General features: G+C 73.5%; 24 protein-coding genes and 1 tRNA gene. 15 read left to right on the plus strand and 10 right to left on the minus strand.

Features of this window, described 5'->3' with window-relative positions; translation table 11 throughout:
- Positions 1 to 68 precede the first annotated feature (68 nt).
- The gene (locus Scani_RS24895; protein ID WP_159480032.1) at positions 69 to 1124 is read right to left on the minus strand and encodes an LLM class F420-dependent oxidoreductase; all 1056 of its coding nucleotides are present in this window, start codon (positions 1122 to 1124) and stop codon (positions 69 to 71) included.
- Positions 1125 to 1251: 127 nt separating this feature from the next.
- Between Scani_RS24895 and Scani_RS24900 the strand changes: the two genes are divergently transcribed.
- The gene (locus tag Scani_RS24900; RefSeq protein WP_159480034.1) at positions 1252 to 2235 is read left to right on the plus strand and encodes an aldo/keto reductase; all 984 of its coding nucleotides are present in this window, start codon (positions 1252 to 1254) and stop codon (positions 2233 to 2235) included.
- Positions 2232 to 4781 (plus strand): helix-hairpin-helix domain-containing protein, encoded by a 2550-nt coding sequence (locus Scani_RS24905; protein WP_159480035.1) that lies wholly within the window; start codon positions 2232 to 2234, stop codon positions 4779 to 4781. Before Scani_RS24900 ends, Scani_RS24905 begins: the two co-directional genes overlap by 4 nt.
- A gap of 153 nt (positions 4782 to 4934) precedes the next feature.
- On the opposite strand, the gene Scani_RS24910 is transcribed toward Scani_RS24905, so the two are convergent.
- On the minus strand, positions 4935 to 5606 hold the full coding sequence (locus tag Scani_RS24910; RefSeq protein ID WP_159480037.1) for a hypothetical protein: 672 nt from the start codon (positions 5604 to 5606) through the stop codon (positions 4935 to 4937).
- Positions 5607 to 5653: 47 nt separating this feature from the next.
- On the opposite strand from Scani_RS24910, the gene Scani_RS24915 reads away from it, so the two are divergent.
- Positions 5654 to 5842, plus strand: a complete 189-nt coding sequence (locus Scani_RS24915) for a DUF5703 family protein (protein ID WP_006607658.1) — start codon at positions 5654 to 5656, stop codon at positions 5840 to 5842.
- An 85-nt stretch (positions 5843 to 5927) separates the two neighbouring features.
- On the opposite strand, the gene Scani_RS24920 is transcribed toward Scani_RS24915, so the two are convergent.
- The 3 genes from Scani_RS24920 to Scani_RS24930 form a co-directional block, all read right to left on the minus strand.
- Positions 5928 to 6731, minus strand: coding sequence for a chaplin (locus Scani_RS24920; protein WP_159480039.1), 804 nt, complete (start codon positions 6729 to 6731; stop codon positions 5928 to 5930).
- Positions 6732 to 6904: 173 nt separating this feature from the next.
- Positions 6905 to 7138 carry a chaplin gene (locus Scani_RS24925; protein WP_159480041.1) on the minus strand — a complete coding sequence of 78 codons (234 nt, stop codon included), beginning with the start codon at positions 7136 to 7138 and terminating at the stop codon, positions 6905 to 6907.
- Between the two features lie 143 nt (positions 7139 to 7281).
- Positions 7282 to 8607, minus strand: coding sequence for a M20/M25/M40 family metallo-hydrolase (locus Scani_RS24930; RefSeq protein ID WP_159480043.1), 1326 nt, complete (start codon positions 8605 to 8607; stop codon positions 7282 to 7284).
- Between the two features lie 307 nt (positions 8608 to 8914).
- Between Scani_RS24930 and Scani_RS24935 the strand changes: the two genes are divergently transcribed.
- From Scani_RS24935 to Scani_RS24975, 9 genes are all read left to right on the plus strand, one after another.
- Positions 8915 to 9002, plus strand: a tRNA-Leu gene (locus Scani_RS24935).
- 134 nt (positions 9003 to 9136) lie between these two features.
- Positions 9137 to 10078 (plus strand): pseudouridine synthase, encoded by a 942-nt coding sequence (locus Scani_RS24940; protein ID WP_159480045.1) that lies wholly within the window; start codon positions 9137 to 9139, stop codon positions 10076 to 10078.
- A 48-nt stretch (positions 10079 to 10126) separates the two neighbouring features.
- Complete coding sequence (locus Scani_RS24945) at positions 10127 to 10558, plus strand: effector-associated constant component EACC1 (protein WP_159480047.1); 432 nt, start codon at positions 10127 to 10129, stop codon at positions 10556 to 10558.
- Positions 10559 to 10562: 4 nt separating this feature from the next.
- The gene (locus tag Scani_RS24950) at positions 10563 to 12071 is read left to right on the plus strand and encodes a caspase, EACC1-associated type (protein WP_159480058.1); all 1509 of its coding nucleotides are present in this window, start codon (positions 10563 to 10565) and stop codon (positions 12069 to 12071) included.
- Between the two features lie 16 nt (positions 12072 to 12087).
- Complete coding sequence (locus tag Scani_RS24955) at positions 12088 to 14619, plus strand: hypothetical protein (RefSeq protein ID WP_159480060.1); 2532 nt, start codon at positions 12088 to 12090, stop codon at positions 14617 to 14619.
- 3 nt (positions 14620 to 14622) lie between these two features.
- Positions 14623 to 15987, plus strand: a complete 1365-nt coding sequence (locus Scani_RS24960; RefSeq protein ID WP_159480061.1) for a hypothetical protein — start codon at positions 14623 to 14625, stop codon at positions 15985 to 15987.
- 76 nt (positions 15988 to 16063) lie between these two features.
- The gene (locus tag Scani_RS24965) at positions 16064 to 16819 is read left to right on the plus strand and encodes a Bax inhibitor-1/YccA family protein (protein WP_159480063.1); all 756 of its coding nucleotides are present in this window, start codon (positions 16064 to 16066) and stop codon (positions 16817 to 16819) included.
- A gap of 103 nt (positions 16820 to 16922) precedes the next feature.
- Positions 16923 to 17597, plus strand: coding sequence for an HAD family hydrolase (locus tag Scani_RS24970; protein ID WP_159480065.1), 675 nt, complete (start codon positions 16923 to 16925; stop codon positions 17595 to 17597).
- 15 nt (positions 17598 to 17612) lie between these two features.
- The gene (locus Scani_RS24975) at positions 17613 to 18062 is read left to right on the plus strand and encodes an NUDIX hydrolase (protein WP_159480067.1); all 450 of its coding nucleotides are present in this window, start codon (positions 17613 to 17615) and stop codon (positions 18060 to 18062) included.
- A 54-nt stretch (positions 18063 to 18116) separates the two neighbouring features.
- Here Scani_RS24975 and Scani_RS24980 read toward each other — a convergent pair whose 3' ends face one another.
- The gene (locus Scani_RS24980) at positions 18117 to 19736 is read right to left on the minus strand and encodes an ABC-F family ATP-binding cassette domain-containing protein (protein ID WP_159482357.1); all 1620 of its coding nucleotides are present in this window, start codon (positions 19734 to 19736) and stop codon (positions 18117 to 18119) included.
- A 356-nt stretch (positions 19737 to 20092) separates the two neighbouring features.
- Positions 20093 to 21514 carry a cytochrome P450 gene (locus tag Scani_RS24985; protein WP_159480069.1) on the minus strand — a complete coding sequence of 474 codons (1422 nt, stop codon included), beginning with the start codon at positions 21512 to 21514 and terminating at the stop codon, positions 20093 to 20095.
- A 299-nt stretch (positions 21515 to 21813) separates the two neighbouring features.
- Here Scani_RS24985 and Scani_RS24990 point away from each other — a divergent pair, with 299 nt between their 5' ends.
- The 3 genes from Scani_RS24990 (at position 21814) to Scani_RS25000 (ending at position 24443) form a co-directional block, all read left to right on the plus strand.
- On the plus strand, positions 21814 to 22218 hold the full coding sequence (locus tag Scani_RS24990; RefSeq protein WP_174872750.1) for a (2Fe-2S) ferredoxin domain-containing protein: 405 nt from the start codon (positions 21814 to 21816) through the stop codon (positions 22216 to 22218).
- A 270-nt stretch (positions 22219 to 22488) separates the two neighbouring features.
- Positions 22489 to 23292, plus strand: coding sequence for a response regulator transcription factor (locus tag Scani_RS24995; RefSeq protein ID WP_159480071.1), 804 nt, complete (start codon positions 22489 to 22491; stop codon positions 23290 to 23292).
- On the plus strand, positions 23289 to 24443 hold the full coding sequence (locus Scani_RS25000) for a sensor histidine kinase (protein WP_159480074.1): 1155 nt from the start codon (positions 23289 to 23291) through the stop codon (positions 24441 to 24443). The genes Scani_RS24995 and Scani_RS25000 overlap by 4 nt, the downstream gene beginning before the upstream one ends.
- Before the next feature lie 28 nt (positions 24444 to 24471).
- Here the strand turns inward: Scani_RS25000 and Scani_RS25005 are convergent, their stop codons facing one another.
- From Scani_RS25005 to Scani_RS25015, 3 genes are read right to left on the minus strand one after another with little or no spacing between them, the layout of a single operon-like run.
- Entirely contained in the window at positions 24472 to 25032 is a 561-nt protein-coding gene (locus Scani_RS25005; RefSeq protein WP_159480076.1) for a cysteine hydrolase family protein, read from the minus strand.
- A 40-nt stretch (positions 25033 to 25072) separates the two neighbouring features.
- The gene (locus Scani_RS25010; RefSeq protein ID WP_246296148.1) at positions 25073 to 25801 is read right to left on the minus strand and encodes a cytochrome b/b6 domain-containing protein; all 729 of its coding nucleotides are present in this window, start codon (positions 25799 to 25801) and stop codon (positions 25073 to 25075) included.
- On the minus strand, positions 25785 to 26534 hold the full coding sequence (locus Scani_RS25015; RefSeq protein WP_159480078.1) for a molybdopterin-dependent oxidoreductase: 750 nt from the start codon (positions 26532 to 26534) through the stop codon (positions 25785 to 25787). The genes Scani_RS25010 and Scani_RS25015 overlap by 17 nt, the downstream gene beginning before the upstream one ends.
- Positions 26535 to 26601: the final 67 nt, after the last annotated feature.

Here is a 26601-nt window from a genome sequence, read left to right on the forward strand (position 1 = left end):
GCCACGGGCGCCGGGCCGTGTGCGGGACGCCGGGGCGGACCCCGGTACGAGCCCGCCGCATCCGGTGATTACGCCAGCCCGGCCCGCTCCAGCGCCTCGGTGCCGGCCCGCAGCGACGCCAGACGGTCCTCCAGGGTGAAGCCCGCCGGGGCCAGCGTCAGGGTGGTCACGCCGGCCGCCGCGTAGGCCTGCATCCGGTCCGCGATCCGCTCGACGGAACCGAGCAGCGTGGTCTGGTCGATCAGCCGCTCCGGGATCGCGGCGGCCGCGCCCTCCTTGTCGCCGGACAGGTATTTGTCCTGGATCTCGGTGGCTTCCTTCTCGTATCCCATGCGCCGGGCCAGCTGGTTGTAGAAGTTCTGCTTCCGGCTCCCCATGCCGCCGACGTACAGGGCGGTGTACGGGCGGAACATGTCGGCCAGCGCACTGACGTCGCCGTCCGCGCCCAGGGCCAGCGGCAGCGTCGGGCAGATGTCGAAGCCCTCCAGCGTCTTGCCCGCCTTCTCGCGCCCGGCCCGCAGGTGCGTGATCGCGGTGTCCTCCAGGTGCTCGGCGGCGGGGAAGATCAGCAGCGCGCCGTCGGCGATCTCGCCGGTCTGCGTCAGGTTCTTCGGGCCGATCGCGGCGATGTAGAGCGGGATGTGCTCGCGCTGCGGGTGGACGGTGAGCTTCAGCGGCTTGCCGGGGCCGCCGGGCAGCGGCAGCGTCCAGTGCTCGCCCTCGTAGGACAGCCGCTCGCGGGTCATGGCCTTGCGGACGATGTCCACGTACTCGCGGGTGCGGGCCAGCGGCTTGTCGAACTTGACGCCGTACCAGCCCTCGGAGACCTGCGGGCCCGAGACGCCCAGGCCGAGCCGGAAGCGGCCGCCGGAGAGCGAGTCCAGGGTGGCGGCCGTCATCGCGGTCATGGCGGGCGTCCGGGCCGGGATCTGGAAGATCGCCGAACCGATGTCGATCCGCTCGGTCTGGGCGGCGACCCAGGAGAGCACCGTGGCGGCGTCGGAGCCGTAGGCCTCGGCGGCCCAGCAGACGGCATAGCCCAGGCGGTCGGCCTCCTGTGCCACCGCGAGATTGTCGGAGTCCATCCCGGCGCCCCAGTAGCCGAGGTTGATGCCAAGCCTCATGCCGCTCCCCTTACCGATCAGTAACGTCGCTGTTCCGGGGACTGTAGCGCGCGTCCCCGCCGGCCGTCATCGGCGGGTTGTCCACAGGTCCCCTGTTCCCGGCCCGCGGCCAGTAATCTCAAGGCCCATGGAGCACAGGCACCTCGGCCGTACGGGCCTTCGCGTGTCCCGTCTCGGGCTCGGCACCCTGAACTGGGCCCGCGACACGGACGAGCAGGAAGCCGCCGACCAGCTCAAGGCGTTCTGGGAGGCCGGCGGCACTCTGGTGGACACCGCCGACATCTACGCCGACGGCGGTGCCGAGTACCTCCTGGGCCGGCTGACGGAAGGGCTGGTTCCGCGCGAGGACCTGGTGATCGCGACCAAGGCCGGCAGTGTCCTCGCGGCGGACCGCCGTGCCGACGGCTCCCGGCGCCACCTCCTCGCCGCCCTGGACGCCTCCCTGGAGCGGCTGGGCACCGAGTACGTCGACCTGTGGCAGCTGCACGCCTTCGATCCGCACACGCCGCTGGAGGAGACCCTGCACGCCCTCGACCTGGCCGTCACCAGCGGCCGGGCGCGCTATGTGGGGCTGTCGAACTTCTCCGGCTGGCAGCTCGCCAAGGCGGGCACCTGGCAGCTCGCGGCGCCCGGGGTGCGCAACCGGCTGGCGAGCGCACAAATGGAGTACTCCTTGCTCCAGCGCGGCGTCGAGCGGGAGGTGCTGCCCGCGGCCCTCGACCTCGGCATCGGGCTGCTGCCGTCGTCGCCGCTGGGGCGGGGTGTGCTGACCGGCAAGTACCGCCATGCGACACCGGCCGACTCGCGTGGCGCCTCGGAGCATCTGGCGCCGTTCGTCGCGCCCTATCTCGACGAGACGGCGGGCCGGGTCGTCGAGGCGGTCACCACCGCCGCCGACGGACTGGCCGTCACCCCGCTGCAGGTGGCGCTCTCCTGGGTCCGCGACCGCCCCGGAGTGACCGCACCGATCCTGGGCGCCCGCACGGAGCAGCAGCTCAGAGCCGCATTGTCAGTGGAGACCCTTAGTCTTCCTGACGAGATCCGCCGGGCGCTGGACGATGTTTCGGCTCCGGTGCACCACTACCCCGATCACGACTGGAGCACGCTGTGAGTACCGACCGCCTCGCCGGCGAAACCCCGCCCGAGCAGGAGGCCGCGCCCGGGACTGCGGATGCCCAGACACCCGAGGACGCCGCGGCGCCGGCGGACGCCACGGCGCAGGGCGCGGACGCGACGGTTCCGGAGGACTCCGCGGCAGCAGCGGGCGAGGACGCGCCGGTGAGCGAGCCGGCGCCCGCGGCATCCGGCGCCGACGCCGGGACGCCGGACGCCGGTGCGGTGCGGGAGGCCCCGGCGGTGCCGCCGGTACCGGCATCGGCCAAGGCGACCGCGGACGCGCTGGCCGCCGCGGTCCGGGCCGTGGAGAGCGGCGAGCGTTCGGCCACCGAGTTCTTCAACGACGCCCCCCGCCCCGCCAAGCGGGCCGCACCCGCCGCCCGGCCCCCCAAGGACGGTCCGGAGACCGGCGGCCGCGCCCCGCAGGCCGACCCGCCGCACCCCGGGACCGACGGACCGGCCCGTCCCCCCGTCACCGACGCGAGCCCCACCGGTCCCGTCGGCCCCACCGGTCCCGCAGACGTACCGGCCCCGGCCGGCCCGGTTCCCACCCCCCGCCCCGCCGTGCCGGCGGCCCCCGGGATCGAGGGCGTACGCCAGATCCTCGCGGCGGGCGGCGCCCCGGAGGCGCTGGCGGAACCGGCCGCGGAGGTGCTCGGCGAGCGGGCGGCCGAGGCACTGGGCGAGGACCCCTGGCAGTTGCTCGGCGTGCCCGGGGTGCGCCCCGAGCAGGCCGACGGCTTCGCGCGGGCGCTCCTCGGCGCCGCGTGCGGGCCGGGCGACGAGCGGCGCGCACAGGCACTGGTCGGCTGGCTTCTGGAGCAGGCCGCGCTCGCGGGGCACTCCGCCCTGGAGGCCGCCGCGCTGCGCGCCGCGCTCGCCCAGCGCTCGGTGCCCGACCCCGACGACGCCCTGCAGACCGCCATCGCGGACGGCGCCGTGCTGGTCTTCCAGGACGCGATCGAGGAACCGGGCCGGGCGCGTCCGGCCACGACGGGCGACGACGAGGAGGAAGAGCGGCCGGTCCGGATCCTGCTCGGCCTGGACCGCTTCGCGATGGCCGAGGAGAGCGTCGCCGACGGCCTGGCGCGGCTGCTGAACACCTTCGAAGCGGTGGCGGAACCGGCACAGGACACCACGGACGCCGAGGCGCCCGGCGACGGCACGGCCGCCGCGGAGGAGGCGGACACCGAGGGGAGCCCGGCCGCGGAGAGCCCCGCCGCCCCGGCCCCCGACACCGAACCGGCCGCAGCACCCGACGACGCCGACGACGCGGCCCGCCACCAGCCCGTACGCCCCTCCGCCGCCGCCTGGGAGGCCGCGGCGGCCGCCGCGCCGTCGCCGTCGGCCGCGGAGCTCATCCGCGCCGCCGCACACAGCGGCCTGGTGGCGCACACCGGAGCCGAGGCGGCCCGCGCCGAGCCCGCCGCGCTGGTCGCCGCGGCCCGCTCGCTGGGGCTGCGGGCGTTCGGCGCCGCGCACACCGAGAACGGCCGCCGTCGCCTGGCTGCGGACCTCGCACGGAGCGCACCGGACGCCGCCGACGGACCTCAGGACCCCGGCGCGGCCGCGGTGACCGTGTCCGGCCTGCTGTCCGGGCGGCAGGGCCCGGGCCGCGACGCCGACGGCGCCCTCGCGCTCGACCTGCTGGTCGTGCTGGACGCCCCGCAGCTGGATCTGGAGACCGCCGCGCTGCTCGTCGAGTCGCTGACCGACGGGACCCGCCTGGTGCTCAGCGGCGACCCGGGGGTGCTGTGGTCCGCCGGCCCCGGGCGGCTGTTCGCCGATCTGCTCGCGGCCCGCTTCTGCCCGCAGGTCGCCTCCCGCACCCCGGACTTCGGCCCGATCGGCGAGCTGGTGTCGGGCATCGGCATCGGCGAACTGAGCCAGGTCGAGGCGCCCGGCAAGGAAGTGGTGATCGTCCCGGCGCGCGATGCCGGAGAGGCGGTGCACCGCACCGTCCAGCTGGTCGCCGACTCCGTGCCCCGGGCGCTCGGCGTCCCCGCGGAGCAGACCCAGGTCATCACCGTCGGCCACGGCGGCGCGGCCGGCACCCGCGCGCTGAACGCCGCCCTCAAGGAGCGGCTCAACCCCGGCCCCGGCCGGTTCGGCGGTTTCGACGCCGGTGACCGCGTGGCCTACGCCCCGGCCCCCGGCCGCACGGTGCCCGGCACGGTCACCGGAGCGGATGCGTCCGGTCTGCATCTCGACTGCGACGGCACCGCGGCCGTGGTGCCGCGCGAGCAGGTCGGCGCGGGAGCCGTCCGCCACGGCTGGGCGCTCACCGCGCACCAGGCGGCCGGGATGCGCTGGCCCGCCGCGGTGGTCGTACTCCCCGGGGACGCCGCCGGCGGGCTGACCCGCGCCTGGGTCTACACCGCCTTCAGCCGCGGCGAGCGGCATCTGTCGGTCGTCCAGGGGGTCGACCAGGCGCTGCCCCGCGCGGTCTCCGAGGTGCCCGTCAAGGAACGCACGACCCGGCTGCGCACCCTGCTGCAGCACAGCGTGCAGAGCGCCGGGGAGCCGTCGGCGGCCGGCTGACCTGCCGTACGCCCGCTCCCCCGCCCGCCCCGCGCGGACGCCGCACGGCCGCTGCCCCGGTCCGTCAGCAGGAGACTGCTGACGGACCGGGGCAGCGGCGTAAACGGCTCAGGGTGCGGCACCGGCGCGTCAGCGCGCCCCGGGCCGGCAGCCTCACCTTTCGTGGTCGAGCGGCTCCAGATCGTCGTCGCCCAGCTCCTCGTCGAAGACCGCGCTGACGTCGAAGCGGCACACCACCCGCTGGGGGTCCGCCTGGTCGAACGGTGCGGACAGCCACTCCCCCGGCTCGGCCGGGTCGTCGGCCGCCGCCACCCACAGGGTGGAGTCGCCCTCCTCCAGGCCGAACTCCTTGTGCCGGGAGGCGATCTCGTCCGGTTCGAACTCCCCGAAGAGCACACCGAGCGCCGCATGCACGCTGGTGCCGACCACCGCGGCGGCATCGGCGGCGGTGCCCGCCGCCTCGTCGGCGGCGTCCGGATCGAGATCGGCGATGCGCTGGGCCTGGTGCAGCAGCCGCTGCGGTTCGGCGACGGTGTAGTCGCGCCGGATCAGGACGCTCAGCGCACTGGGGTCGTCGGGGCCCGCGTAGGCGGGCAGGGCGTCGTTCCCGGGGATCTCGAAGGGGGTGACCTCGTCGTAGGTGTCGTACAGCAGCTCGTCATAGACCTCAGCCGCCGCGGCGAGCTCGTCGAACGCGGCGTAGACAGCCGGATCGTCCTGCCCCGAGCGGCGTTCGACCGCGTCGAGGTGACGGTCCAGCGCGGCTTTGACCGCCTCGGCGGCGGCACGTACCTCGGCAGCGGAAGGCTGCGCAGCATCAGACATAGTGCAGACGCTATCCGTACCGGGGCCGGTCCCGCACAATAGATGCGATGCCGGAATACGAATTCTGCGATGTGTATGTGCCTCGGGGCGTGTCCCGGAAGGCCGCCACACGCCTGCTGACCGACCATGCCGAGTACGGACACTGGGAGTTGGACCGACTGCGCCTGAACCCGGACGGGAGCCGCAAGGTGCGGCTGCGCCGCCGGATCATCCGCCAGCTCCGCGCCACATGGTGAGCGCCACGGACTCCTGAACACGGCAGAGCGGGCCCCGCTGAGCAGGGCCCGCTCCGTGGAGCGCCGGAGCGCTATGTGGTGCTGCTCACCGGCGAGCGGCGCGCGCCTTGCGGTAGATCAAGGCGCCCCCGAGCAGCAGCCCGGCACTGGCCGGAATCGCGTAGCCGACCCCTCCGGCACCCGTCTGCGCGAGGTGACCGACAGGCTTGGGCGGCGTCACGATCTGACTGTGCCCCCCGGTCTGCGGCTTCATCGGGGTGTGCGGCGTCTGCTGGCTGGGCGTGCCCGGGTGATGGGGCGTGCCCGGGTGGTGCGGCTTCCCCGGGTGCTCCGGCTTCCCCGGGTGCTCCGGCTTGCCCGGATGGTGCGGCTTGCCGGGGTGGTGGGGGTTGCCCGGGTGGTGCGGCTTCCCCGGGTGGTGCGGCCTGCCGGGGACCGAAGACCCGTTGGCGCAGTGGTTGCCGAAGGCCGGGTTCAGCAGCCCGGCGGCCGAGACATTGTTGCCACAGGCGTTCACCGGTACGTCGACCGGAGCCTGGACACTGTTGCCCGACCCGACACCGGGCGAGTTCGCGGCCCCGCCGACGGCGCCCGCACCGCCCGTGTGACCGCCCTGGTTGTGGTGGACACCGTGGTTCCGGCCACCGACATCGTTCGCGCAGTGGTTGCCGAACGCGGGGTTCAGCAGCCCGACGACATTGACGGTGTTGCCACAGGCGTTCACCGGTACGTGGACCGGTACCTGAACATTGTTGCCGGACCCCACACCGGGCGAGTTCGCCGCGCCTCCGGCGGCTCCCGCGTCGGCCTGTGCATAGCCGGCGGCCATGGCGAGTACGCCACTGGCGGCCGCCATGGTGATCAGGCCCTTTCGTGCGACCTGTCTCATAGGTTGTTCCCCTGCCTAGTGCCTTACAGGAATACGGGCAAGTGAAGATCCTCGAAAAGATCCACCGGCCCGCCGAATACCCAGCGGCTCCGGAATGCATGGTGTGCCTTCCGGAGCCGGACCGAGTCAGACCCCTACGGGTGCCAAATACAACGCCAAAGGACGCCAGAAGGTCACTTGTTGACGCAGCCCGCGCCGAACGCGGGGTTCAGCAGCCCGATCACGGAGACCGTGTTGCCGCAGACATTCACCGGAACGTGCACCGGAACCTGGATGGTGTTGCCGGAGACCACACCAGGAGAGTTCAGGGACGCGCCCTGGGCACCCGAGTCAGCAACGGCCAGGCCCGCACCGGCGAGCACGACACCACCGGCAACTGCCGCAGCGGCGACGACCTTCTTGATCATTATTCCTCCTTGTAGGCAATGACGATCCCAGCCGCGGACCGCACTGACTGCAACGAGGAAAATGCTGTTGAAGCTACGAACACATCGGCGCGTTCACCCATTTCAGCGAAGCCGGCGCGAAAGGCAGGAAATTCGCGCCGTATTCAGCTCTGGTCGATGAACCGGTCGAGCACCCGCACCCCGAACTTCAGTCCGTCCACCGGCACTCGTTCGTCCACGCCATGGAACATCCCTGCGAAGTCCAGCTCCGGCGGGAGCTTCAGCGGGGCGAAGCCGAATCCGCGGATCCCGAGATCGTCGAAGGACTTCGCGTCCGTACCGGCCGAGAGCATGTACGGCACGGCGCGCGCGATCGGGTCCTCGGCCTGCAGCGCCGACTGCATCGCCTCGACCAGCGCACCGTCGAAGGTGGTCTCCAGCGCCTTGTCGGCGTGCACGTCCTCCCGCTTGACGCGCGGGCCCAGGATCCGGTCCAGGTCGGACAGGAACTCCTCCTCGTGGCCCGGCAGGAAACGGCCGTCGACGTGAGCGGTGGCCTGTCCCGGGATGACATTGACCTTGTAACCGGCACCCAGCTGCGTCGGGTTGGCGGTGTTCTTGAGCGAGGCGCCGATCAGCTTGGCGATCCCGCCGAGCTTGGCCAGCGTGGCGTCCATGTCCTCGGGGTCGAGCTCGGTGCCCAGCGCGTCCCCGAGCTGGTCGAGGAAGGAGCGCAGCGTCTTGGTCACCCGCACCGGGAACTCGTGCCGGCCCAACCGGCCGACCGCCTCGGACAGTTCGGTGATCGCATTGTCCTTGTGGATCATCGAGCCGTGACCGGCGTTGCCGTCGACGGTCAGCTTCATCCAGTGCATGCCCTTCTGGGCCGTCTCGATGAGGTAGAGCCGCACCTTCTCGTTGACGGTGAAGGAGAAGCCGCCGACCTCGCTGATCGCCTCCGTGACGCCCTCGAAGAGGTGCGGGTGGTGGTCGACGAGGTAGCGCGCGCCGTAGGTGCCGCCCGCCTCCTCGTCCGCGAGGAACGCCAGCACGATGTCGCGCGGCGGCTTGCGGCCGGTGCGCAGCCGGTCCCGGATGACGGCCAGCGTCATCGCGTCCATGTCCTTCATGTCGACCGCACCCCGGCCCCAGAGGCAGCCGTCGGCGATCTCGCCCGAGAACGGGTGGTGGGTCCAGTCCTCGGCGTTGGCCGGCACGACGTCGGTGTGCCCGTGGATCAGCAGCCCGGGGCGCGAGCGGTCCTCGCCCTCGATCCGGGCGACCGTCGAGGCGCGGCCCTTGTGGGACTCGAAGATCTGCGGCTCCAGGCCGACCTCGGCGAGCTTCTCCGCGACGTACTCGGCGGCGACGCGTTCCCCCGGGCCGGAGTGATCGCCGTAGTTGCTGGTGTCCATCCTGATCAGATCCCGGCACAGGTCGACGACCTCGTCCTCACCGGTGACCGTACGGGCCGACTGCGACTCGCTCATGCCGAAACCTCGCTTCGCCCGGCCCCGCATCCGCGGGACTCGCACCTCTCAACGGTTCGCTCGCGGAGATCGCGCACATTGCCTCCTCTGGGTTCACGGCCGCATCGCGCGCCCCGAGGAGCACGGCCCGCGGCGGGGTCCACCGCCATCCTCCACCCGGCGCCCGCCGTACCCAAGGCCGCAATACTCCCGACATGCCCTGGTCACAGGGCCGCATCCGGCCGAATGCCGGGGTGATCGACCACCCGCGAACGTTTGCTATTGTTTTCCACGTCGGAACGGCCCAGGCCGCCCCGGCAGACACCTTGTCCGGGTGGCGGAATGGCAGACGCGCTAGCTTGAGGTGCTAGTGCCCTTTATCGGGCGTGGGGGTTCAAGTCCCCCCTCGGACACCATCGCGCACGAAGGTGCCGACCGGTCTTCGGTCGGCACCTTCTGCGTTTCCCGGCCACGGGCCGGAGGGCGGCCGGGCCGGGCGCGGTCCCGCCGGGGCTTTGCGCTGCGGGCCCGGCTGGGGTTCTCTTGCCGGGTGAGACGCAGATCCCCGGTTCCCCCCGCCCCGCTCCCCCAGCGTGACGGTATCGACCCCGTACGGGTGCGGCTGCCCGCCGATCCGGACGGGGCCTGGGGCACGGTCCGGGAGCATCTGGTCCACCGGTTCCAGGGGGCGATCGGGGCGCGCCGGGTGGAGGCGATGCTGGGCGCGGGACGGTTCGTCGGGACCGGCGGTGCGCTGAGCGGGGCCGAGCCGTACGAGGCCGGGCGCTACATCTGGTTCCACCGGGACTTCGCGCCGGAGCCGCCGGTGCCGTTCGAGGTGCGGATCGTCCACCGCGACGAGCGGATCGTGATCGCCGACAAACCCCACTTCCTCGCCACGACTCCGCGCGGGCGGCACATCACCGAGACCGCGCTGGCCCGGCTGCGGCGCGATCTGGAGCTGCCCGCGCTGCAGCCCGCGCACCGGCTCGACCGGCTGACGGCGGGGCTGGCGCTCTTCGTCGTACGGCCCGGGGACCGGGGCGCCTACCAGGGACTGTTCGGCGGGCGGCGGGTGCGCAAGGAGTACGAGGCGGTGGCGGCGTACGACGGGACCGTGGCGCTGCCGGTGACCGTGCGCAGCCGGATCGTGAAGGAGCGCGGGGTGATGGCCGCGCGCGAGGAGGACGGTGCGGCCAATGCGGAGAGCCGGATCGAGCTGGTGGAACGGCGGGGCGGGCTGGGGCGGTACCGGCTGCTGCCCACTACGGGCCGCACCCATCAGCTGCGGGTGCATATGAACGGCCTCGGGCTGCCGATCCTCAACGATCCGGTCTATCCGGTGGTCGGGGACCCGGCCCCGGACGACTTCACCGCTCCGCTCCAACTGCTGGCGAGGGTACTGGAGTTCACCGATCCGGTGGACGGGCGCACGCGGCGGTTCGAGAGCGGGCGGCGGCTGGCGGCGTGGGACATGGACCCGATGGCGTGATCGGGGGACCTGGGTGCGGGGCGCCACTTATCCTGGCGCTCTGACGGGGTGCAACGGACGGCGGCGGGGGCGGCGGTGCGCGTACGGATCGGGGTCGAGCGGGACACGGAGACCGGTGGGGCGGCGCAGTCGCTGTACACCTGGCTGAGCGGTGATCCCGAGGTGCTTGCCGCGGCCGGGCTGTCGCCGGTGCGGCGGGCCGGGGCGCCGGGGCCCATGGGGCCGGTGCTGGAGGCCGTCGAGGCGGTGTTCGACAGCGGGGTGCAGCTGGCGTCGCTGGTGGTGGCGGTGGCGAGTTGGCGCAGCACCCGGCCGCGCGCGGAGCGCGTCCACATCGAACGGGCGGGCGTCCGGGTGACGGTCGACGGCGGGGATCCCGAGGCCGTGGCGCGGGTGCTGCGGGCGCTGTCCGCGGACGGCGCCCCGGAGGCCGGGGACGGCGGGGGCGACCCGGCGGACCGGCCGGGCCGGCAGGAGTAGCGCGTTGGCGGGAGCGCTGTCCGACCCGTCGCGCTCCCGCGCCGTCCTGATCGGGACGCATGCGTATACGGAGCTGGACGACATCCCGGCGGTGGAGAACAACATCGGCCGGCTGCGGGAGCTGCTGACCGACCCGGCGGTCTGGGGGCTGGCGGAGGGGCGGTGCGACGTCCTGCTGCAGCCGTCCCGGCAGACGGTCCTGGACACGGTGTACGACGCCGCCGCCGAGGCGACCGACACGATGGTGCTGTATTACGCCGGCCACGGCCTGGTCCACCCGCAGTCGGGCGAGCTCCACCTCGCGCTGCCCGGCTCGCACCCGGACCGGCCGCACACGGCGCTGCGCTACGAGGAGCTGCGGTCGATCCTGCTCTCCCCGGCGGGCGGGCGCCCCTCGGCCCGGCGCAAGGTGGTCGTTCTGGACTGCTGCTGGAGCGGTCTGGCGCTGGGCGGTCTGATGCACGGCGGGGACCTGGTGCCCGGGGTCGCCGTCGAGGGTGCGTGCGTGCTGACCGCCACCGCGGCCACGCGTCAGGCGCTGGCCCCGCCCGGAGAGACGTACACCGCGTTCACGGGTGAGCTGATCCGGATCCTCGACGCCGGGGCGCCGGGGCGGCCCGACCCGCTGAGCATGTCGGCGCTCTTCGAGGAGCTGACGGCGGCGCTCCGGGCGAAGTCCCGGCCACAGCCGCAGCAGAGCAACCGCAACTCCGCGGGGCGGATCTGCCTGTTCCGCAACCGCGCCGGGGCGGCGGGCCCGCGACCGGCCGGGGAGAACGGGCCGCCGCGGTCCCCGGCACCTCCGGCCGAGGAGGGCGGCGCGGTGTCCGGACAGCGCGCGGCGCCGTGGCCTCCCGTGGCGGCAGCGGCGCCTTCGGCCGGCGAACGGGCCTCCTCCTGGCCGGAGTTCGTCCCTGTCGCCCTCTCCGGGACGCGGACGGTGCGGCTGGGCCGGTATCCGGTCACCCACGCGCAGTTCCGCCTCTTCCTCCGCGATCCGGAGAACGAGCGGTGGCGTCCGGCGGCCGCGCGGGCGGCGGGCCGGTACGTGGACGACAACTACCTGGCGGGCTGGGACGGGGTGGACTTCCCGCCGGGGCGCGGCGGCCATCCGGTGGTCGCGGTGAGCTTTCCCGCGGCCCGCGCCTATGCGGCCTGGGCGGGCCGTGGGCTCGGGCTGCCGCTGCGGCTGCCGACCGCGGCGGAGTGGGCGCTGGCGGCACGGGCCGGGCGGACCGGGGAGTGGTGGCACGAGGACATCGCGGCGGGCCGGGTCAACTTCCGCGGAAGTCATGCCGAGTTGGCGCCGATCGGGGAATTCCCACCGAACCCGTACAACATCGGCGATCTGCTCGGTAACGTCTGGGACATCTGCGTGGACGACACGGGTGCGCCGGTGTTGCGCGGCGGGGCCTTCGACACGCCCGCGGCGCGGCTGTGCGAGGAGCTGTCACCACGGTCACCCGTCGAGTGCCGGGGGAACGTCGGATTCCGGTGCGTCGGCGACAGCTGACGACGAGAGGAGACCCATGCGGGGGGACGCCGTCGACGAGGTGCTCAAGCGGTTGCCGTACAGCTGGACCGCGGACGAGGCCGAACGGGTCGGGCAGCGGTTCCGGGAGAGCCGGCCGGCCGCGCCCCGGCGCCTGGTGAAGAGGTTGTGGCAGTACTGGATCCGGATGTCCCCGGACGAGCCGCTGTTCGGCGACACCGAGGACGATCTCGCGCTGCTGCTGCACGCCCGGGCGCTGGGACTGGAGGCGCCGGGCGGTGATCCCGGGCCGGAGGACGGCCCGATCGCGCGGTGCGCCCGGCGGGCCGCGGAAGGGGCGGAGTGCGGGCCGCTGTTCCCCGCGCCGCCCGCCTGGGGGCCGAAGGCCGCGCTCGCGCCGCAGGTGCGCGCGGCGCTCCCCTCGTCGCTGCTGCGGGCGTGGGTGGCCGGGGACGATCAGGGCCCGGTGGAGGTGCTGGTGGTCGGCGAGGGCATCCCGGAGATCCGGCAGCAAGTGGTGCAGGCGGCGCTGACGACCTGTCTGCGGGTCAACGGCCTCAGCGACCCGGACAGCGGTGACTTCGTCGGGGACCACATCGGCGTCGGGCTGATCCGGGTGACGGCCGGGCTGTCCGGCGCCCCGGCCCAGGCCGACATCCCGTCGGTGTTCCGTGCCCGGTCGGTGACGGTGGCGGACGGCGCGTCGTCGACGGCCCGCGGGGCGCTGCGCGACTTCGTCGGGCTGCTGCGGTCGCTGGCCGACGAGACCAGCCTGGTGGAGGTCGTGGACCTCGCGTACGCGGACCTGCTGGCGTACGCCCAGGGGCTGCGGGCGCTGGCGGACCGGGCGGCGGGCGAGACGGACCGGGCGTTCCTCCGTGCGCCGCGCGAAGAGGACGGCGGGCCGGTGTCCCTCCAGCCGTACCTGCGGACGGTCCGGGGGCACGGGGCGAGTCTGGGGGTGGAGTTCAGCCCGGACCTGTTCACCACGGATGCCTATCTGCGCGTCGAGCAGGCCCATCAGCGGGTGCTGTCGCAGCGGCTGACCATGGACGCCCGGCTGCGCCTGGACCAGCTGGAGACGGAGATCGAGCAGCTGACCGCCGATCTGGAGGCCTTCCACCGGGCGAACGAGGAGGAGCGGCGGGGGCTGTGGCCGGCGACGGTGCTGCTGGTGGAGCGCTTCGACGAGCCGACCGGCCGGACCATCCGGCTCACCGAGCCCGAGGAGCGGGAGACCGAGCAGTACTACCAGGTCAATGTGCCGCAGCTGATCTCGATGCGGGAGAAGTGGGCCCGGCGCATGGGCGAGCTGGTCGAGCAACTGGAGGCGGCGGTGCACCGGCCGCACGCCCCGGCGCGGCAGGTGGCCGCAGGCCGGTTCCTCGACGCCGCCGTGCGGGGCGTCGTCCCGGACGAGAGCCCCGCCACCGAACGGGCCTTCGGCGCCTGGTGCAAGGAGGTCGCGCCGATGCTCCGGTTCGAGTGGCGGTGCGCGCTGCGCCGGCACGGCATCGCGCCGTCGGACGTGTTCACTGCGCACTCGGTGCTGATCAGTCGCTATCTGCCGCCGGCGGGTGAGGACCCGGCGCTGCTGTTCAGCCACCCGTACACGCTGGTGGACCCCGCCCGCTCCGCGGTGCTCGCCGACGCCGAGCGCGCCGTGATGGTGGTGCGCGACGCCACCGACCACGCCGAGCCGGCCCCGGCCGAGACCACCGGGCCGACCGCCGCGGCACTCTGGGACGGCCTCGCCGAGCTGGCCGAAAGCCCCGGCGTCGAGGAAGAGTTCGGCCGCAGGTTCCTGGAGGCGCTGCGGGCGCAGCCGGAGGGGATCGCCCGCCGGATGATCGAAGCCCTCCAGCCGGCCGGGCCCACCGCCGCAGAGGCGGACGCGGTCGAGGTGGCGCTGCGGACCGCCGAACGGCACACCTCGCTCGGCGAGGGGATGGACCGGGCGCTGATGGCGATGCGCAACGAGGCGTTCCTGACCGCACGGGAGTGTCTGGACGACATCCGTACCGCACCGCAGTGGCAGGCCCGCGTCTGGCTGCTGCGGGCGATCGTGGAGTGCCGTGCCGCCCGGCTGGAGTCCCGTGAGATCCCCGGTCTGCTCGGCCACCAGATGCCCGGCCTCCCCGACGCGGCGCTGCGGGCCCTGGACGAAGCGGGCACCGCGGACGAGGAGTTCACCCGGGCCTGGCTGGAGACCCTGCCCGAGGCCGGTCTCGACAAGGGCATCCGGCGGCTGTTCCAGGGCCTGCCGCGGGCGCGGGCCGGCTGCACGGGGGATCCGCTGAACAAGGTGAGCGCGGAGCGGGAGTACGCGGTGTGGCTCTTCCGGCGTGCGGTGGAGAACGCCCGGCTGGCCCGGCAGCTGGACGAGGCCGGGGAGGAGCTGGCCGAACATCAGGAGGCCGTGGACGCGGCGCTGGCCAAGCTGGGCGGGGCGCTGGAGGAGATTCTGCTGGGTCCGTATGTCGGGGGTTCGCGGGGTGCGGCCGAGGAGCTCTTCGAGGTCCTCTCCGGGCAGGAGCCGCCGCGCTACGGCCGGGTGGCGGGGAGGTAGGGCATGGACAACGAGCTGTACGTCGTATGGATGGTGCGGACCTCGGACCGCGCGATGGCCGCTGCGGAGGAGGCGCTGGGGAATTTCGCCGCACAGGATCTGCTGCACCGGATCGACCGGTTCGGGGCGGCCGAGAGCCGGCTCACGGAGCTGGCGGCCCGGATCCGGGCCGCCTTCACCCCGCCCGAGCTGCCCGCCGTGTTCACCGGGCGGCATCTGCATCTGCTGGTCGGTCCCGCCGCCCAGCCGCTGCTGGCGGAGCTGCTGCGGTGTCCGGAGTCCGATGTGTTCGCCACGCTCTTCGACGCGCATCAGCTCGCGCAGGCGCTGCGCGAGACGGGGCCGCACCAGGACGGCATCGACGACGCCGAGTTGCTGCTGCTGGCGCTGCTGGCCCGGCTGCCCCGGCTCGCCGCCCGGCACGGCCTGGAGTCCCGTGACTGGGGCGGCTTCGTCGAGGACCGGGGCTGGCTGACCCCGTACGCGGGAGACCGGCTCACCGAGCTGGCCCGGCGTCGCGAGTGGCCGGCCGACGCCGCGCCCACGCAGATCCTCGCGGGCCTCCTGGAAGGCGTCGGCGGGCGGCGGGACGCCGACCGGGCGTCGCAGTTCGACGCGCTGGCGCTGATCGAGCTGCGCCGGCGGACCGGCCTGCTCAGCGAGCAACTGCGCGGGGACGCGCTGGAGCATGCGGAGGAGGCCGCGCGGCTGGCGCCCGATCTGACCAGCGTCAGCCGGCTGCCCGCATGGCTGGAGCTGTACGAGCAGCAGGCGGTGGCCCTGGGCATGCGGCGGTTGTTCACCGGCTGCGTGACGGTCGGCGAGCAGCTCGCGGGGCTGCACAGCCAGCCGCCGCCGGAGACCGGCAAGCCGAAGCCCGACGAGAATCTGCAGGTGATCAACGAGGTCCGCTACGGCTTCCTGAAGCGGCGGATGTCGTTCGACATCGCCTGCGAGGTGGAGGGGTCCTCGCACCCCGTGGTCGTACTGCGCTGCCGGGGTGTGACGCCGGAGCAGTATCCGGTCGTCCGTGACACCGTCCACCGGCTGCGCGGCAGTGATCTCTCCGCGCAGGGGGAGGGACTCGGCGAGCGGCTGCTCAACACCGCGGTGCCGCAGCGGCTGGGCCTGCCGGGACGGCTGCGCTCCGCCCTGCGCGACCACAGCACCGAGGCGGTCCAGTGTGTGGTGCTGACCGGCATCCGCCGGCCGGTCGCGGTGCCGGCGCCGTGGTGCGACCACCTGCGCACGGCGCTGCCGTACGCGTCGCCGTCCGGCGCGGACAGCGTGTTTCCCGCGGTGCCGGACGTGACGCGGGCGCTGCGGGCGAGCGTGCCGGGGTCGCGACGGGTGGTCGAGGTGGAGTGACGTATTCCCCGAATTTCCCAACTATGCTGGGACAACGAAGAGTTGTGCACCCCACTCGATCCCTCCGGGAGGGCCGGTGCCCACGACGAGCAACCCCGCGATCCGTAACCTGCTGACCCTGGACGGTGCGGTCGCGCCGGCCGCCCCGGGCGCGTCCCGGGCGGCTCCGGCAGCCGCCGACCGTCCGATCACCCTCGACGACATCGTCGTCAAGACCGTGGCCGTCCTGGGTGTCCTCGTGGTGAGCGCCTTCCTCACCGCCTTCCTGGGCCTCGCCTTCCTCGCCCTGCCCGCGGTGGTCGTCGGGCTGGGACTGGGGATCTACCTGGCCGTCCGGCCCCGGCCCAGCGCCGCACTGACCCTGCTGTACGCGACGGCCCAGGGGATCGTGCTCGGAGCGGCGACGCAGTTCTTCGACGCGCTGCAGCCGGGCGTCGGCACCCGGGCCGTGATCGGCACCGGCTGCCTCTTCGCCGGGATGCTCGCGGCCTACCGCACACGGGCGGTCCGGGTCAGTGCGAAGGCGACCCGCTGGGCGGTCGGGACGGTCTGCGGGCTGGTGGTGCTGTTCCTGGCGGACCTGGTCGCGTCGTGGGGTTTTGGAGCGGACCTCGGGCTGCGGGAGGGGGGAGGCCTGGCGATCGCCGTCAGCGCGGTGGCGATCGCCGCCGCGTCCTACTTCCTGCTGGTGGAGTTCGAGGCGGCCAACCGCTTCCTGCAGTCCGGCGCCTCGCACCGGTGGGCCTGGTACGTCGCGTTCGGGCTGGTGATGACCCTGGTCTGGCTCTACTGGGAGATCCTGCGGCTGCTGTCGTATCTCCGCTGGTGGTGAGGGCGGCCCGGCTCCCCTCCCCCGCGGAATTTGCGATGCGGACGGCCGCCGTTCGTGCCTAAGGTGCGCCCGTCGGTGGAGTGGAAGAGGGGCTGGCGGACGGATGCTGATTTTCGATGCGGACGACACGTTGTGGGAGAACAACGTGGTCTTCGAGCGGGTCATCGACGAGTTCCTGGAGTGGATGACCCACCCCGGACTCGACCGGGCCGGGGTGCGGGCCGTGCTCGACGGGATCGAGGCGGCGAACGCGGTGACCCTCGGATACGGCAGCAAGGTGTTCCTGCACAGCCTCGGGGAGTGTGTGGCGCGGCTGCGGGGCCGGGCCGCGACGGCCGAGGAGACGGCGCGGATCTCCGGATGGGCCGCGGCCTTCGACCGGGACCACGTGGAGCTGATCCCCGGGGTGGCCGAGACCCTGGCCGAACTGGCCCGGCGGCACGATCTGCTGCTGCTGACGAAGGGCGACACCGAGGAGCAGCGGCGGAAGGTGACGGCCTCCGGGCTGGCCGGGCACTTCCGGGAGGTCCACATCGTGGCGGAGAAGAACACCGCCACCTACGAAGACCTGATCCGTACCCACGGGCTCGACCCGGCCTCGGCGTGGATGATCGGCAACTCCCCGAAGTCGGACATCCTGCCCGCCCGTTCCGCCGGTCTGAACGCGGTGTTCATCCCGCACGACCACACCTGGGTCCTGGAGCACGACGAGCTCGACGCCGCCGACGAGAAGGTGCTGCGGCTGTCGGCGTTCGGTGACCTGCTGCGGCACTTCTGAGAAGGACGGGAAAACATGACAGCGGTGGGACCCAAGGTGTCCTGTGTCTTCGTATGCCATGACGGCGCCGGGCGGGTGCTGTTGGCCCGGCGGAGCGCGGGGGCCAGGGACGAGCCGGGGACCTGGGACTGCGGCGCGGGGGCGCTGGAGTTCGGCGAGTCCTTCGAGACGGCCGTGGCACGGGAGGTGCACGAGGAGTACGGCGTGCGGCCGCTCGGCATCGAACAGATCGGGGTGCGCAATGTGCTGCGCGGTGATCCGGTCGCTTCGCACTGGGTCGCGGTGGTCTTCGCCGTACGGGTGGCGCCGGAGGCGGTGACGATCGGCGAACCGCACAAGTTCGACGCGCTCGCCTGGTTCGCTCCCCAGGAGCTGCCGGTGCCGCTGCATTCGCAGTGCGGGGAGACCCTGGAGCTGTTCGGCGCGGGGGCCGGTGCCCGGCGGCCCGGCCGTCCGCAGGACTGAGGGCCGCGCTCGGGGATGGCGGGGCGAGGGGGCTCCCCCCCCGCCCCGATCCGTCTACAGCGGTGCGATGTCGGTCAGTTCACCGTCCTCCAGGGCGAGCCATCGGGTGATGCCGAGGTCCCGGAGGAACGTCAGGTCGTGGCTGACGACGAGGAGCGCGCCCTCGTAGGACTCCAGGGCCGTGACGAGCCGGCGGACCGAGGCGATGTCGAGGTTGTTGGTCGGTTCGTCGAGCAGCAGCAGCTGCGGTGCCGGTTCGGCCAGCATCAGCGCGGCGAGCGAGGCGCGGAAGCGTTCGCCGCCGGAGAGCGTGCCGGCCTGCTGGTCGGCGCGGGCGCCCTTGAACAGGAAGCGGGCGAGCCGCGCCCGGATGTGGTTGTTGGTGGCGTCCGGGGCGAAGCGGGCGACGTTCTCGGCCACGGTCAGCCCGGGGTCGAGCACGTCCAGCCGCTGGGGCAGGAAGCGGTAGGGGACATGGGCCTCGGCCGTCCCTTCCTGCGGGGGGATCTCGCCGGCGACGGTCCGCAGCAGCGTGGTCTTGCCGCAGCCGTTGCGGCCGGTGAGCGCGATCCGTTCGGGGCCGCGCACCTCCAGGTCGGCCTGCGCGCCGTAACGGGCCCGCAGGGCGTGCAGGGTGAGGACCGTGCGGCCCGGCGGCACGGCGGTGTGCGGCAGGTCGATACGGATCTCGTCGTCGTCCCGGACCGCCTCGGCCGCCTCGTCGAGGCGCTCTCTGGCCTCCTTCAGGCGTTCGGTGTGCAGATTGCGGTGCTTGCCCGCGGAGACCTGGGCCTCCCTCTTGCGCTCGTTCATGACGATCTTCGGTTCGCGCTTGTTGGCGTTCATCTTGTTGCCGTAGCGGACCCGGCGGGCCAACTTGATCTGGGCGTCGGCGAGTTCGCGCTTCTGGCGCTGGACGTCGGCCTCGGCGGCCCGCACCGTCCGCTCGGCCGCCTCCTGCTCGACGGCCAGGGCGTGTTCGTAGGCGCTGAAGTTGCCGCCGTACCAGTGGATCTCCCCGTCGCGGAAGTCGGCGATCCGGTCGACGAGTTCGAGGAGTTCCCGGTCGTGGCTGACCACGACGAGCACCCCGGACCAGCCGGTGACCGCGGCATGGAGCCGCTCGCGGGCCGCCCGGTCGAGGTTGTTGGTGGGCTCGTCGAGCAGCAGGACGTCCGGCCGGCGCAGCAGCAGGGCCGCCAGCCGCAGCAAGACGGACTCGCCGCCGGACACCTCACCGATGGTGCGGTCGAGGTCGAGGCCGGGCAGGCCGAGCTGGTCGAGGGTGGCGCGGGCGCGCTCCTCGACGTCCCAGTCGTCACCGATGGCGGTGAAGTGCTCCTCGCTCGCGTCGCCGCCCTCGATGGCGTGCAGGGCGGCGCGCGCCGCGGCGATGCCGAGCGCCTCGTCGACCCGCAGCGCGGTGTCGAGCGGCGCGTGCTGCGGGAGGTAGCCGACCTCGCCGGCGACCTTGATGCTTCCCGCGGTCGGGGTCAGCTCGCCCGCGATCAGCTTCAACAGGGTGGACTTTCCTGCCCCGTTGAGGCCGATGAGGCCGGTGCGGCCGGGGCCGACGGCCAGCGGGAAGTCCTCCAGGACGGGGGTGCCGTCGGGCCAGGCGAAGCCGAGGCCGGTACAGACGATGGCCGCGGAGGAGGCGGAGGAGGCGGGCATGGACACAGGGGTCTCCTGGGGCGCGAAGGGGTGTGGGGAATGCGCTGGGAGACACCGCGTCATCGCAAACGCCGTGGTGCGTCGGGTACGCCGTGGGTACGCCGAGGTCGCGGACGGGCCGCGCGAGGCATGATCCGCCGCTCCGGAAACCGGAAGCACAGGGCGGAAGACCGTCGCGGGCGCGGTGTCTCAGGACCTCAGACGAGCAACGGCCTTCTCCGATCGGCGGCAATGGGGCGAGATCGACAATACGGGGGACGCCGCCGAAACGCAAACGCTATTTTCGTTGCGTTTGCGTTTCTCCGCCGGGCGGTGCGGTCTCCCCGTCCCGCCGGGCGGTGCGGCGTCCCCGGGCCCTACTCCCCCGCTCCGCCCCGCGGGCGCAGGCGCACCCTTGCCGGGCCGGTCGCCTGGAGGGTGATCCCGGCGGCGACCGGCACCTCCTCGTCCACGGCCTCGAGTTCGTACGCACGCAGCAGCGTGGCCAGCGCCAGGACGGACTCCAGCATCGAGAAGTGCTGCCCGATGCAGGCGCGCGGCCCGCCGCCGAACGGGAACCAGGCGTAGCGGTGCCGCGCCGCCTCCCTCTCGGGTGCGAAGCGCCGCGGATCGAACCGTTCCGGGTCCTCCCACAGCTCCGGGCTGCGATGGGTGACCCAGGGCGCGACGACCACATCGGCGCCGGCCGGTATGCGGTATCCGCCGATCTCCGTGGCGGCCACGGCCCGGCGGCTGACGACCGGCGCCGCCGGATACAGCCGCATGGACTCCTTGAGCGCCTGCGTCAGATACGGCAGCCGGTCCAGGTCGGCGGCCGTGGGGGTGTCCTCCCCCAGCACCCGGTCGATCTCCTCGCGGACCCTCGTCTGTTCCTCGGGGTGCCGGGCGAGGAGGTGGAGGGTGAAGGCGAGGGAGGTCGCGGTGGTCTCGTGCCCCGCCAGCAGGAAGATCAGGACCTGTTCGCGGACCTCGGTCGCGTCCAGGGAGCCGTCCTGCTCGTTGCCGGCCGCGGCCAGCAGGGACAGCAGGTCGTCGCCCTCGTCCACGGCCGCTCCGGCTGCACCGCGCGCCGCCCGCCGGTCCTCGATGATGCGGTCGCACAGCGCGTTCAGCTCGTCGGTGGCCGCGCGGGCCCGGAGGTTCCCGGGTGTCGGCCACTCGCGCGGGATCTTCACGGGGACGTAGGCACGCTGTACGACATACGCGTTGATGACCGGGGCGCACCGGTGGAAGGCGTCCTCGGCCGCCGCCGCGTCGAGGCCGAACAGGATCCGGGCGACGGTGCGCAGCGCCAGCCGGTTCATCTCGGGGACCAGGTCGACGGTGTTCTGCTCGGCGGTGCGCCAGCGGTCGGCGAGGGTGCCGGCCTCGGTCGTGACGGCCGCCGCGTAGCTGTCGACCCGGCGCTTGGTGAACAGCGGCTGCACCAGCCGCCGCTGCCTGAGGTAGTCGGCGTCCTGGCTGGTGAGCAGGCCGTTGCCGAACGCCTGCCGGACCTCCTCGTAGAGCGGGTGGTCCTTGCGGAAGTTGGCGGCCTGGGAGGCGAGGATCTGCTGCACGCCCTCGGGCGCGAAGACCGCGTGGAACACACTGCGCAGACCGGGCGGCCCGGCCTCCAGCCGCACCACATCGCCGTGCGCACGCCGGGCGTTCAGGAACGTACCGAGGGAGTCGCGCCGGAGGTCGAACATCGAGCCGAGCACGGGAAGACCCGCCGGGCCGGGTATCGCGCTCTCCGGTGCGGAACCGGGGTGGGGGTGGGACTCGCTTGGGGACATGCCGGATGTCTATCCCGCGAGCGACGGTTCCTATCCCGGGAGCGGGGGTTCTATCCCGGGAGCGGGGGTTGCTCTCCGGAGAGCGGGGGTTGCTCTCCGGAGAGCGGGGGTTGCTCTCCGGAGAGCGGGGGGTGTTCTCCGTTGCCGTGCCGCGCGGCCGGGTCGCTCTCCCGCACGGCCTGGTCGCTCTCCCGCTCGGGTCGCCGGCTCGGCGCCGTATCCCGGCCGTCGCCCCGGTGTCGCACCCCGGTCGCCCTCCCGGCACGAGGCCGCGGCATCGGCCCCGTAGCATGAACCGGATGATCAGCAAGCCTGCCAAAAAGGCAGCCACCGCGTCCCCGTGCCGGGTCACCGTTTGCCGCGGCTGCTGCTGCGGCGATGCGGCCAAGGTCCCGGGCGTCGACCACGCCGGGCAGATACCGCGGCTGCGCGCGGCGCTCGACGGTGCGGCGCCGGTGCGGGCCTCGGAGTGTCTGGACGTCTGTGACCAGGCGAATGTGGTCGTGGTCCAGCCGTCGCCCGCGGGCCGGGCGGCCGGCGGGCGCCCCGTCTGGCTGGGGCTGGTCAACGACGACGACGCACTGGCGGACATCGCCGCATGGATCCGCGCCGGCGGCCCCGGCCTCGCGGAACCGCCGGGCGTCCTCGACCTGTACGCGATCACGGTGTCGCGACGGGTACGGGAAGGCCTGGAGAAGGGCTGAGACACCGGGACGCCGCCCGCGCCCCGGCACCGAAGCACCCGCGCTCCGGCATCGGCCACCCGCGTTCGGTATCGACCGCCCACCTCCCGCATCGTCCGCCTACGGCCCCGCCTCGCCCGCCCGCCCGCCGCCTGCCCCGCACGCCACCGCCACCGGTTACCGGTTACCGGTTACCGGATTCTTACGGCAGCGGGCCCGGCCCCTCGCCGGCCCCCGCGTTGGTGTTGGCTGGATCCATGACGCCTCTCCCGGGAAGGCCACGCTGACGCCGTGCACCGAGCAACGCCGCCCTCCGCGCCCCCGCCCGCCCCGCCGAACGGGCCGCCGCGCCGTGTCCTGGTCGTCGAGGACGATCCGACCGTCGCCGAGGTCGTCACCGGCTATCTCTCCCGCGCCGGCTACACCACCCAGCACGCGGCCGACGGATTCGCCGCCCTCGACCGGGCCGCGGAGTTCCGTCCGCACCTCGTCGTGCTCGATCTGATGCTGCCCGGCATCGACGGCCTGGAGGTGTGCCGCCGGCTGCGCCGCGCCGACGACGGACCGGCGGTCCCGGTGGTGATGCTGACGGCCCGCGGCGAGGAGGCGGACCGCATCCTCGGTCTGGAGCTGGGCGCGGACGACTATGTGACCAAGCCCTTCAGCCCGCGCGAGCTGGTGCTGCGGATCGGCTCGGTGCTGCGCCGCGCGGAGTCCGCGCCGCCGGCCGCGGCGCCCTCGGCCGCCCTGCGGGCCGGGGATCTGCGTGCCGACCCCGGTGGCCGGCGCGCCGACCGCGGCGGCCGGGAACTCTCCCTCACCGCCCGCGAGTTCGACCTCCTGGTCTTTCTGATGCGCCACCCCGGGCAGGTCTTCTCCCGGGAGGAGCTGCTGCACCGGGTCTGGGGCTGGGAGTTCGGCGATCTGTCCACGGTGACCGTGCATGTGCGGCGGCTGCGCGAGAAGATCGAGGAGGATCCGGCCGCGCCACGGCTGGTGACGACGGTCTGGGGCGCGGGCTACCGCTTCGACCCCATGGAGGCCGAACCCCCGCCGGAGTCCGGCCCGCTGCCGGGAGGCGATCCCTTCTCATGACGGACTTCCTGGTCATCGTGGCGCTGGCGGCGCTGGGCGCGGCGCTGGCGGGCCTGCTCGCCGCGCCCGCGGTCCGGGTGCTGCGGCGTCGGTCGGTCGCGCTCTCGCTGTTCGCGGTGGCGGTGCTGGCGGTGGCCGCGATGGCGGCCGGCACGGTCGCGGTCGCCCAGGCGATGTTCCTGTCCGGGCACGACCTCGGCGTGGTGATGGCCGTGGTCGCCGTCTCCGGAGTGGTGTCGCTGGCGGCCGCGCTGCTCTTCGGGCGGCGGATCGCCGCGGGCAGCCGGGAGCTGGCGCGTTCGGCCCGTACGGTCGGCAGCGAGGGCGGCTTCGTGGCGCCCGCCGAACCGCCGACCTCCGAACTGGCCGCACTGTCCCGGGCGTTGGAGGAGACCAGCGGGCGGCTCGCCGAGGCACGGGAGCGGGAGCGGGCGCTGGATGCCTCCCGGCGCGATCTGATCGCCGGGATCTCGCACGACCTGCGCACCCCGCTCGCCGGGCTGCGGGCGATGGCCGAGGCGCTGGAGGACGGGGTCGCCGAGGACACCGCGCGCTACCACGCACGGATGCGGATCGAGGTCGACCGGCTGGCCGCCATGGTCGACGACCTCTTCGAACTGTCCCGTATCCAGGCCGGGGCGCTGGCCCTGACGCTGTCGCGGGTGTCGGTGTACGACCTGGTGGACGACGCCCTCGCCGGGGCAGGGCCGCTGGCGCGGGCGAGCGGGGTGCGGCTGGTGGACGGCGGGGTGGTACCGCTGCCGGTGCGGGTGGACGCCCAGCAGATCACCCGCGTCCTGGGTAATCTGCTGGTCAACGCCATCCGTGCGACACCGGCCGACGGCACCGTCGCGGTCAGCGCACGGCACGAGAAGGGCCGGGTGGTGCTCGCCGTCGAGGACGGCTGCGGCGGCATTCCGCCGGAGGATCTGCCGCGGGTCTTCGACACCGGCTGGCGCGGCGGCGCGGCACGCACCCCGCGCACGGACGGCAAGGGCGGCGCCGGACTGGGGCTGGCGATCGTCCGCGGGATCGTGGAGGCCCATGAGGGCCGCGCGACGGTACGGAACGCCGGTTCGGGCTGCCGTTTCGAGGTCGAACTGCCGTCGGCGGAACAGCAGGGAGAACCGCCGACGGCGGCGCCCTGCTGACCCGCACACGAGGGATCCGGACGGCCTCCTACGGCGCGAGGGTCGTGAGCCAGTCCTCGACGGCAAGGGCATCGGCCCACCGCGGGAAGAGCTTCTCGGTGAGGACCCGGTGCACCTCGGGGTCGGTGTCGAGGCAGGCATCCGTCAGGACGGTGAGGCCGAAGTCCAGGTCGTTGGCCTGGCACAGGGTGGACAGCACCACACCGCCGGTGGCGAGGCCGGCGAGGACGAGGCTGTCGATACCGCGAGCCCTGAGCACCAGGTCGAGGTCGCTTCCCGAGAAGGCGCTCGCCCGCCGCTTGGTGACCACGATCTCGCCGTCCCGGGGCGCGACATCGGGATGGATCCCGGTGCCCGGGGCGTCCTCGGCGAACAGGCCGTCCCGTACGACATGGGTGAGCACCCTGTTGCGGGGGCTGACGTCCGGCCGGCCCGGACGTAATCCGATGACCACGTGGATCACCGGGATGTCCGCCGCCCGGGCACCGTCGATCGCCCGGCGCAGCCGCGTCAGATATCCGGAACCGGCATCCACGAGGTCCACGATGTCGCGCTGGACGTCCATGACGAGAAGTGCGCGGTGTGCCATGTCTGTCGTCCTTCTTCACTGGGGAACGTGTCGAGCCCAGTCAAGCAGTGCCACGCGGCCCGCGGTCGCCGGCGTGCCCGCCCCGGTGTCCGGCCCCGCCCCCGTGCTCGTCCCCGCCTCCGTGCCCGTCCGTGTCCCGGTCCTCGGGCGCCCACAACGGATGCTCCCGCCTGGCCCATTGGGCGTCGACGGAACCGGTGCGCAGACCGCGGCGCGACTCGGGGTCGCCGAAGGCCTTCCAGACATGGCCGGAAATCACCAGGATCACGGCGAGCGCGAGCCAGTCGTGGACGAAGGTCGCGCCCGTGCGCCAGAGCAGCGGTGCGAGGGAGGTGAACCACATCAGCAGGCCGGTGCCGAGCATCACCAGGACCGCACCGGCGATCCAGGCGGCGTAGAGCTTCTGCCCGGCGTTGAACTTGCCCGCCGGGCGGCCGCCCCGGCGGCGCAGCGCGGCGCGCAGCCATTGGCGGTCGTGCGGGCCGTAGCGGTTGAGGCGGGTGAGGTCGGCGCGCAGCGCGCGGGAGCCGAGGCCCAGCAGCAGGGGGACGGGCAGCAGGATGCCGGACCACTCGTGGACGGTGACCATCAGGTGGCGGCGGCCCACGAGTTCGGCGAGGAAGGGGAGGTAGAGGCAGCCCGCGGTGAGGACGCAGACGGCCATCAGGGTGGCGGTGGCGCGGTGCACCCGGTGCTCGGCCGCGGTGAAGCGGTGGACACGGGGGCGGACCGCGGGGGGCTCGGGGCGGCTCTCAGGTGGTGGGGGCATCGTCGCGTCCGTTCGACCGGCCGACCCAGGCGTCGATGTCATATCCGAGGTGCTCCCAGTATCCGGGCTGGACATGGTCGGTGACGGTGATCCCGGAGAGCCACTTCGCCGACTTGTAGAAGTACATGGGCGCGACATAGAGGCGCACCGGGCCGCCGTGGGCATGGCCGAGCGGCTTGTCCTGCATCCGCAGGGCGATCAGGACGTCGTCGCGGCGGGCCTGTTCGAGGGTGAGGGATTCGCTGTAGGAGCCGTCGAAGCAGGTGAAGCGGACGGCCTTGGCCTCGGGGCGGACACCCGCGGCGTCGAGGAGGGCGGAGAGGCGCACGCCCTCGAAGGGGGTGGTGGGCACCCGCCAGCCGGTCACGCACTGGACGTCGCGGACGAGCCGGGTCTGGGGCAGCCGGCGCAGATCGGCGAGGCGGTAGCTCGCGCGGTGGCGGACCAGGCCGTCGACGGTGAGGCGGTAGGTGTGTTCGTCCTTGGCCGGTACGGAGCCGGTCACGGAGTAGTAGCGGAAACCGCCACCGCCCGGGAGCAGTCCGGTCAGGCCGGTGGGGTCCCGCTGCGCGGCGGCCCCGAGTGTGCTGTCGTAGGCACTCTGCAGGAAGGGGGCCGCGGCGACGCCCGCGGCACCGGCGGCGAGCATGCCGAGCACCACACGGCGGCCCACGGGGGCGCCGAGCCCGTCCTCGCCGCCCCTGGCACGGGGCCGGTTCGCGTCCTTGGTCACCCTTCGATTCGAGCACCCCGCGGACGCCGGGGCCAGTGTCCGGGCCCCGGCGTCAGACTTTCGTCAT

This window comes from Streptomyces caniferus (genome assembly GCF_009811555.1).
GTDB classification, from domain to species: domain Bacteria; phylum Actinomycetota; class Actinomycetes; order Streptomycetales; family Streptomycetaceae; genus Streptomyces; species Streptomyces caniferus.

Coding starts and splice junctions, on each gene's coding strand:
- Scani_RS24895 (WP_159480032.1), bottom strand. CDS start 1,124: ATGAGGCTTGGCATCAACCTCGGCTACTGGGGCGCCGGGATGGACTCC.
- Scani_RS24900 (WP_159480034.1), top strand. CDS start 1,252: ATGGAGCACAGGCACCTCGGCCGTACGGGCCTTCGCGTGTCCCGTCTC.
- Scani_RS24910 (WP_159480037.1), bottom strand. CDS start 5,606: ATGTCTGATGCTGCGCAGCCTTCCGCTGCCGAGGTACGTGCCGCCGCC.
- Scani_RS24915 (WP_006607658.1), top strand. CDS start 5,654: ATGCCGGAATACGAATTCTGCGATGTGTATGTGCCTCGGGGCGTGTCC.
- Scani_RS24920 (WP_159480039.1), bottom strand. CDS start 6,731: ATGAGACAGGTCGCACGAAAGGGCCTGATCACCATGGCGGCCGCCAGT.
- Scani_RS24925 (WP_159480041.1), bottom strand. CDS start 7,138: ATGATCAAGAAGGTCGTCGCCGCTGCGGCAGTTGCCGGTGGTGTCGTG.
- Scani_RS24930 (WP_159480043.1), bottom strand. CDS start 8,607: ATGAGCGAGTCGCAGTCGGCCCGTACGGTCACCGGTGAGGACGAGGTC.
- Scani_RS24955 (WP_159480060.1), top strand. CDS start 12,088: ATGCGGGGGGACGCCGTCGACGAGGTGCTCAAGCGGTTGCCGTACAGC.
- Scani_RS24960 (WP_159480061.1), top strand. CDS start 14,623: ATGGACAACGAGCTGTACGTCGTATGGATGGTGCGGACCTCGGACCGC.
- Scani_RS24970 (WP_159480065.1), top strand. CDS start 16,923: ATGCTGATTTTCGATGCGGACGACACGTTGTGGGAGAACAACGTGGTC.
- Scani_RS24975 (WP_159480067.1), top strand. CDS start 17,613: ATGACAGCGGTGGGACCCAAGGTGTCCTGTGTCTTCGTATGCCATGAC.
- Scani_RS24980 (WP_159482357.1), bottom strand. CDS start 19,736: ATGCCCGCCTCCTCCGCCTCCTCCGCGGCCATCGTCTGTACCGGCCTC.
- Scani_RS24985 (WP_159480069.1), bottom strand. CDS start 21,514: ATGTCCCCAAGCGAGTCCCACCCCCACCCCGGTTCCGCACCGGAGAGC.
- Scani_RS24990 (WP_174872750.1), top strand. CDS start 21,814: ATGATCAGCAAGCCTGCCAAAAAGGCAGCCACCGCGTCCCCGTGCCGG.
- Scani_RS25000 (WP_159480074.1), top strand. CDS start 23,289: ATGACGGACTTCCTGGTCATCGTGGCGCTGGCGGCGCTGGGCGCGGCG.
- Scani_RS25005 (WP_159480076.1), bottom strand. CDS start 25,032: ATGGCACACCGCGCACTTCTCGTCATGGACGTCCAGCGCGACATCGTG.
- Scani_RS25010 (WP_246296148.1), bottom strand. CDS start 25,801: ATGCCCCCACCACCTGAGAGCCGCCCCGAGCCCCCCGCGGTCCGCCCC.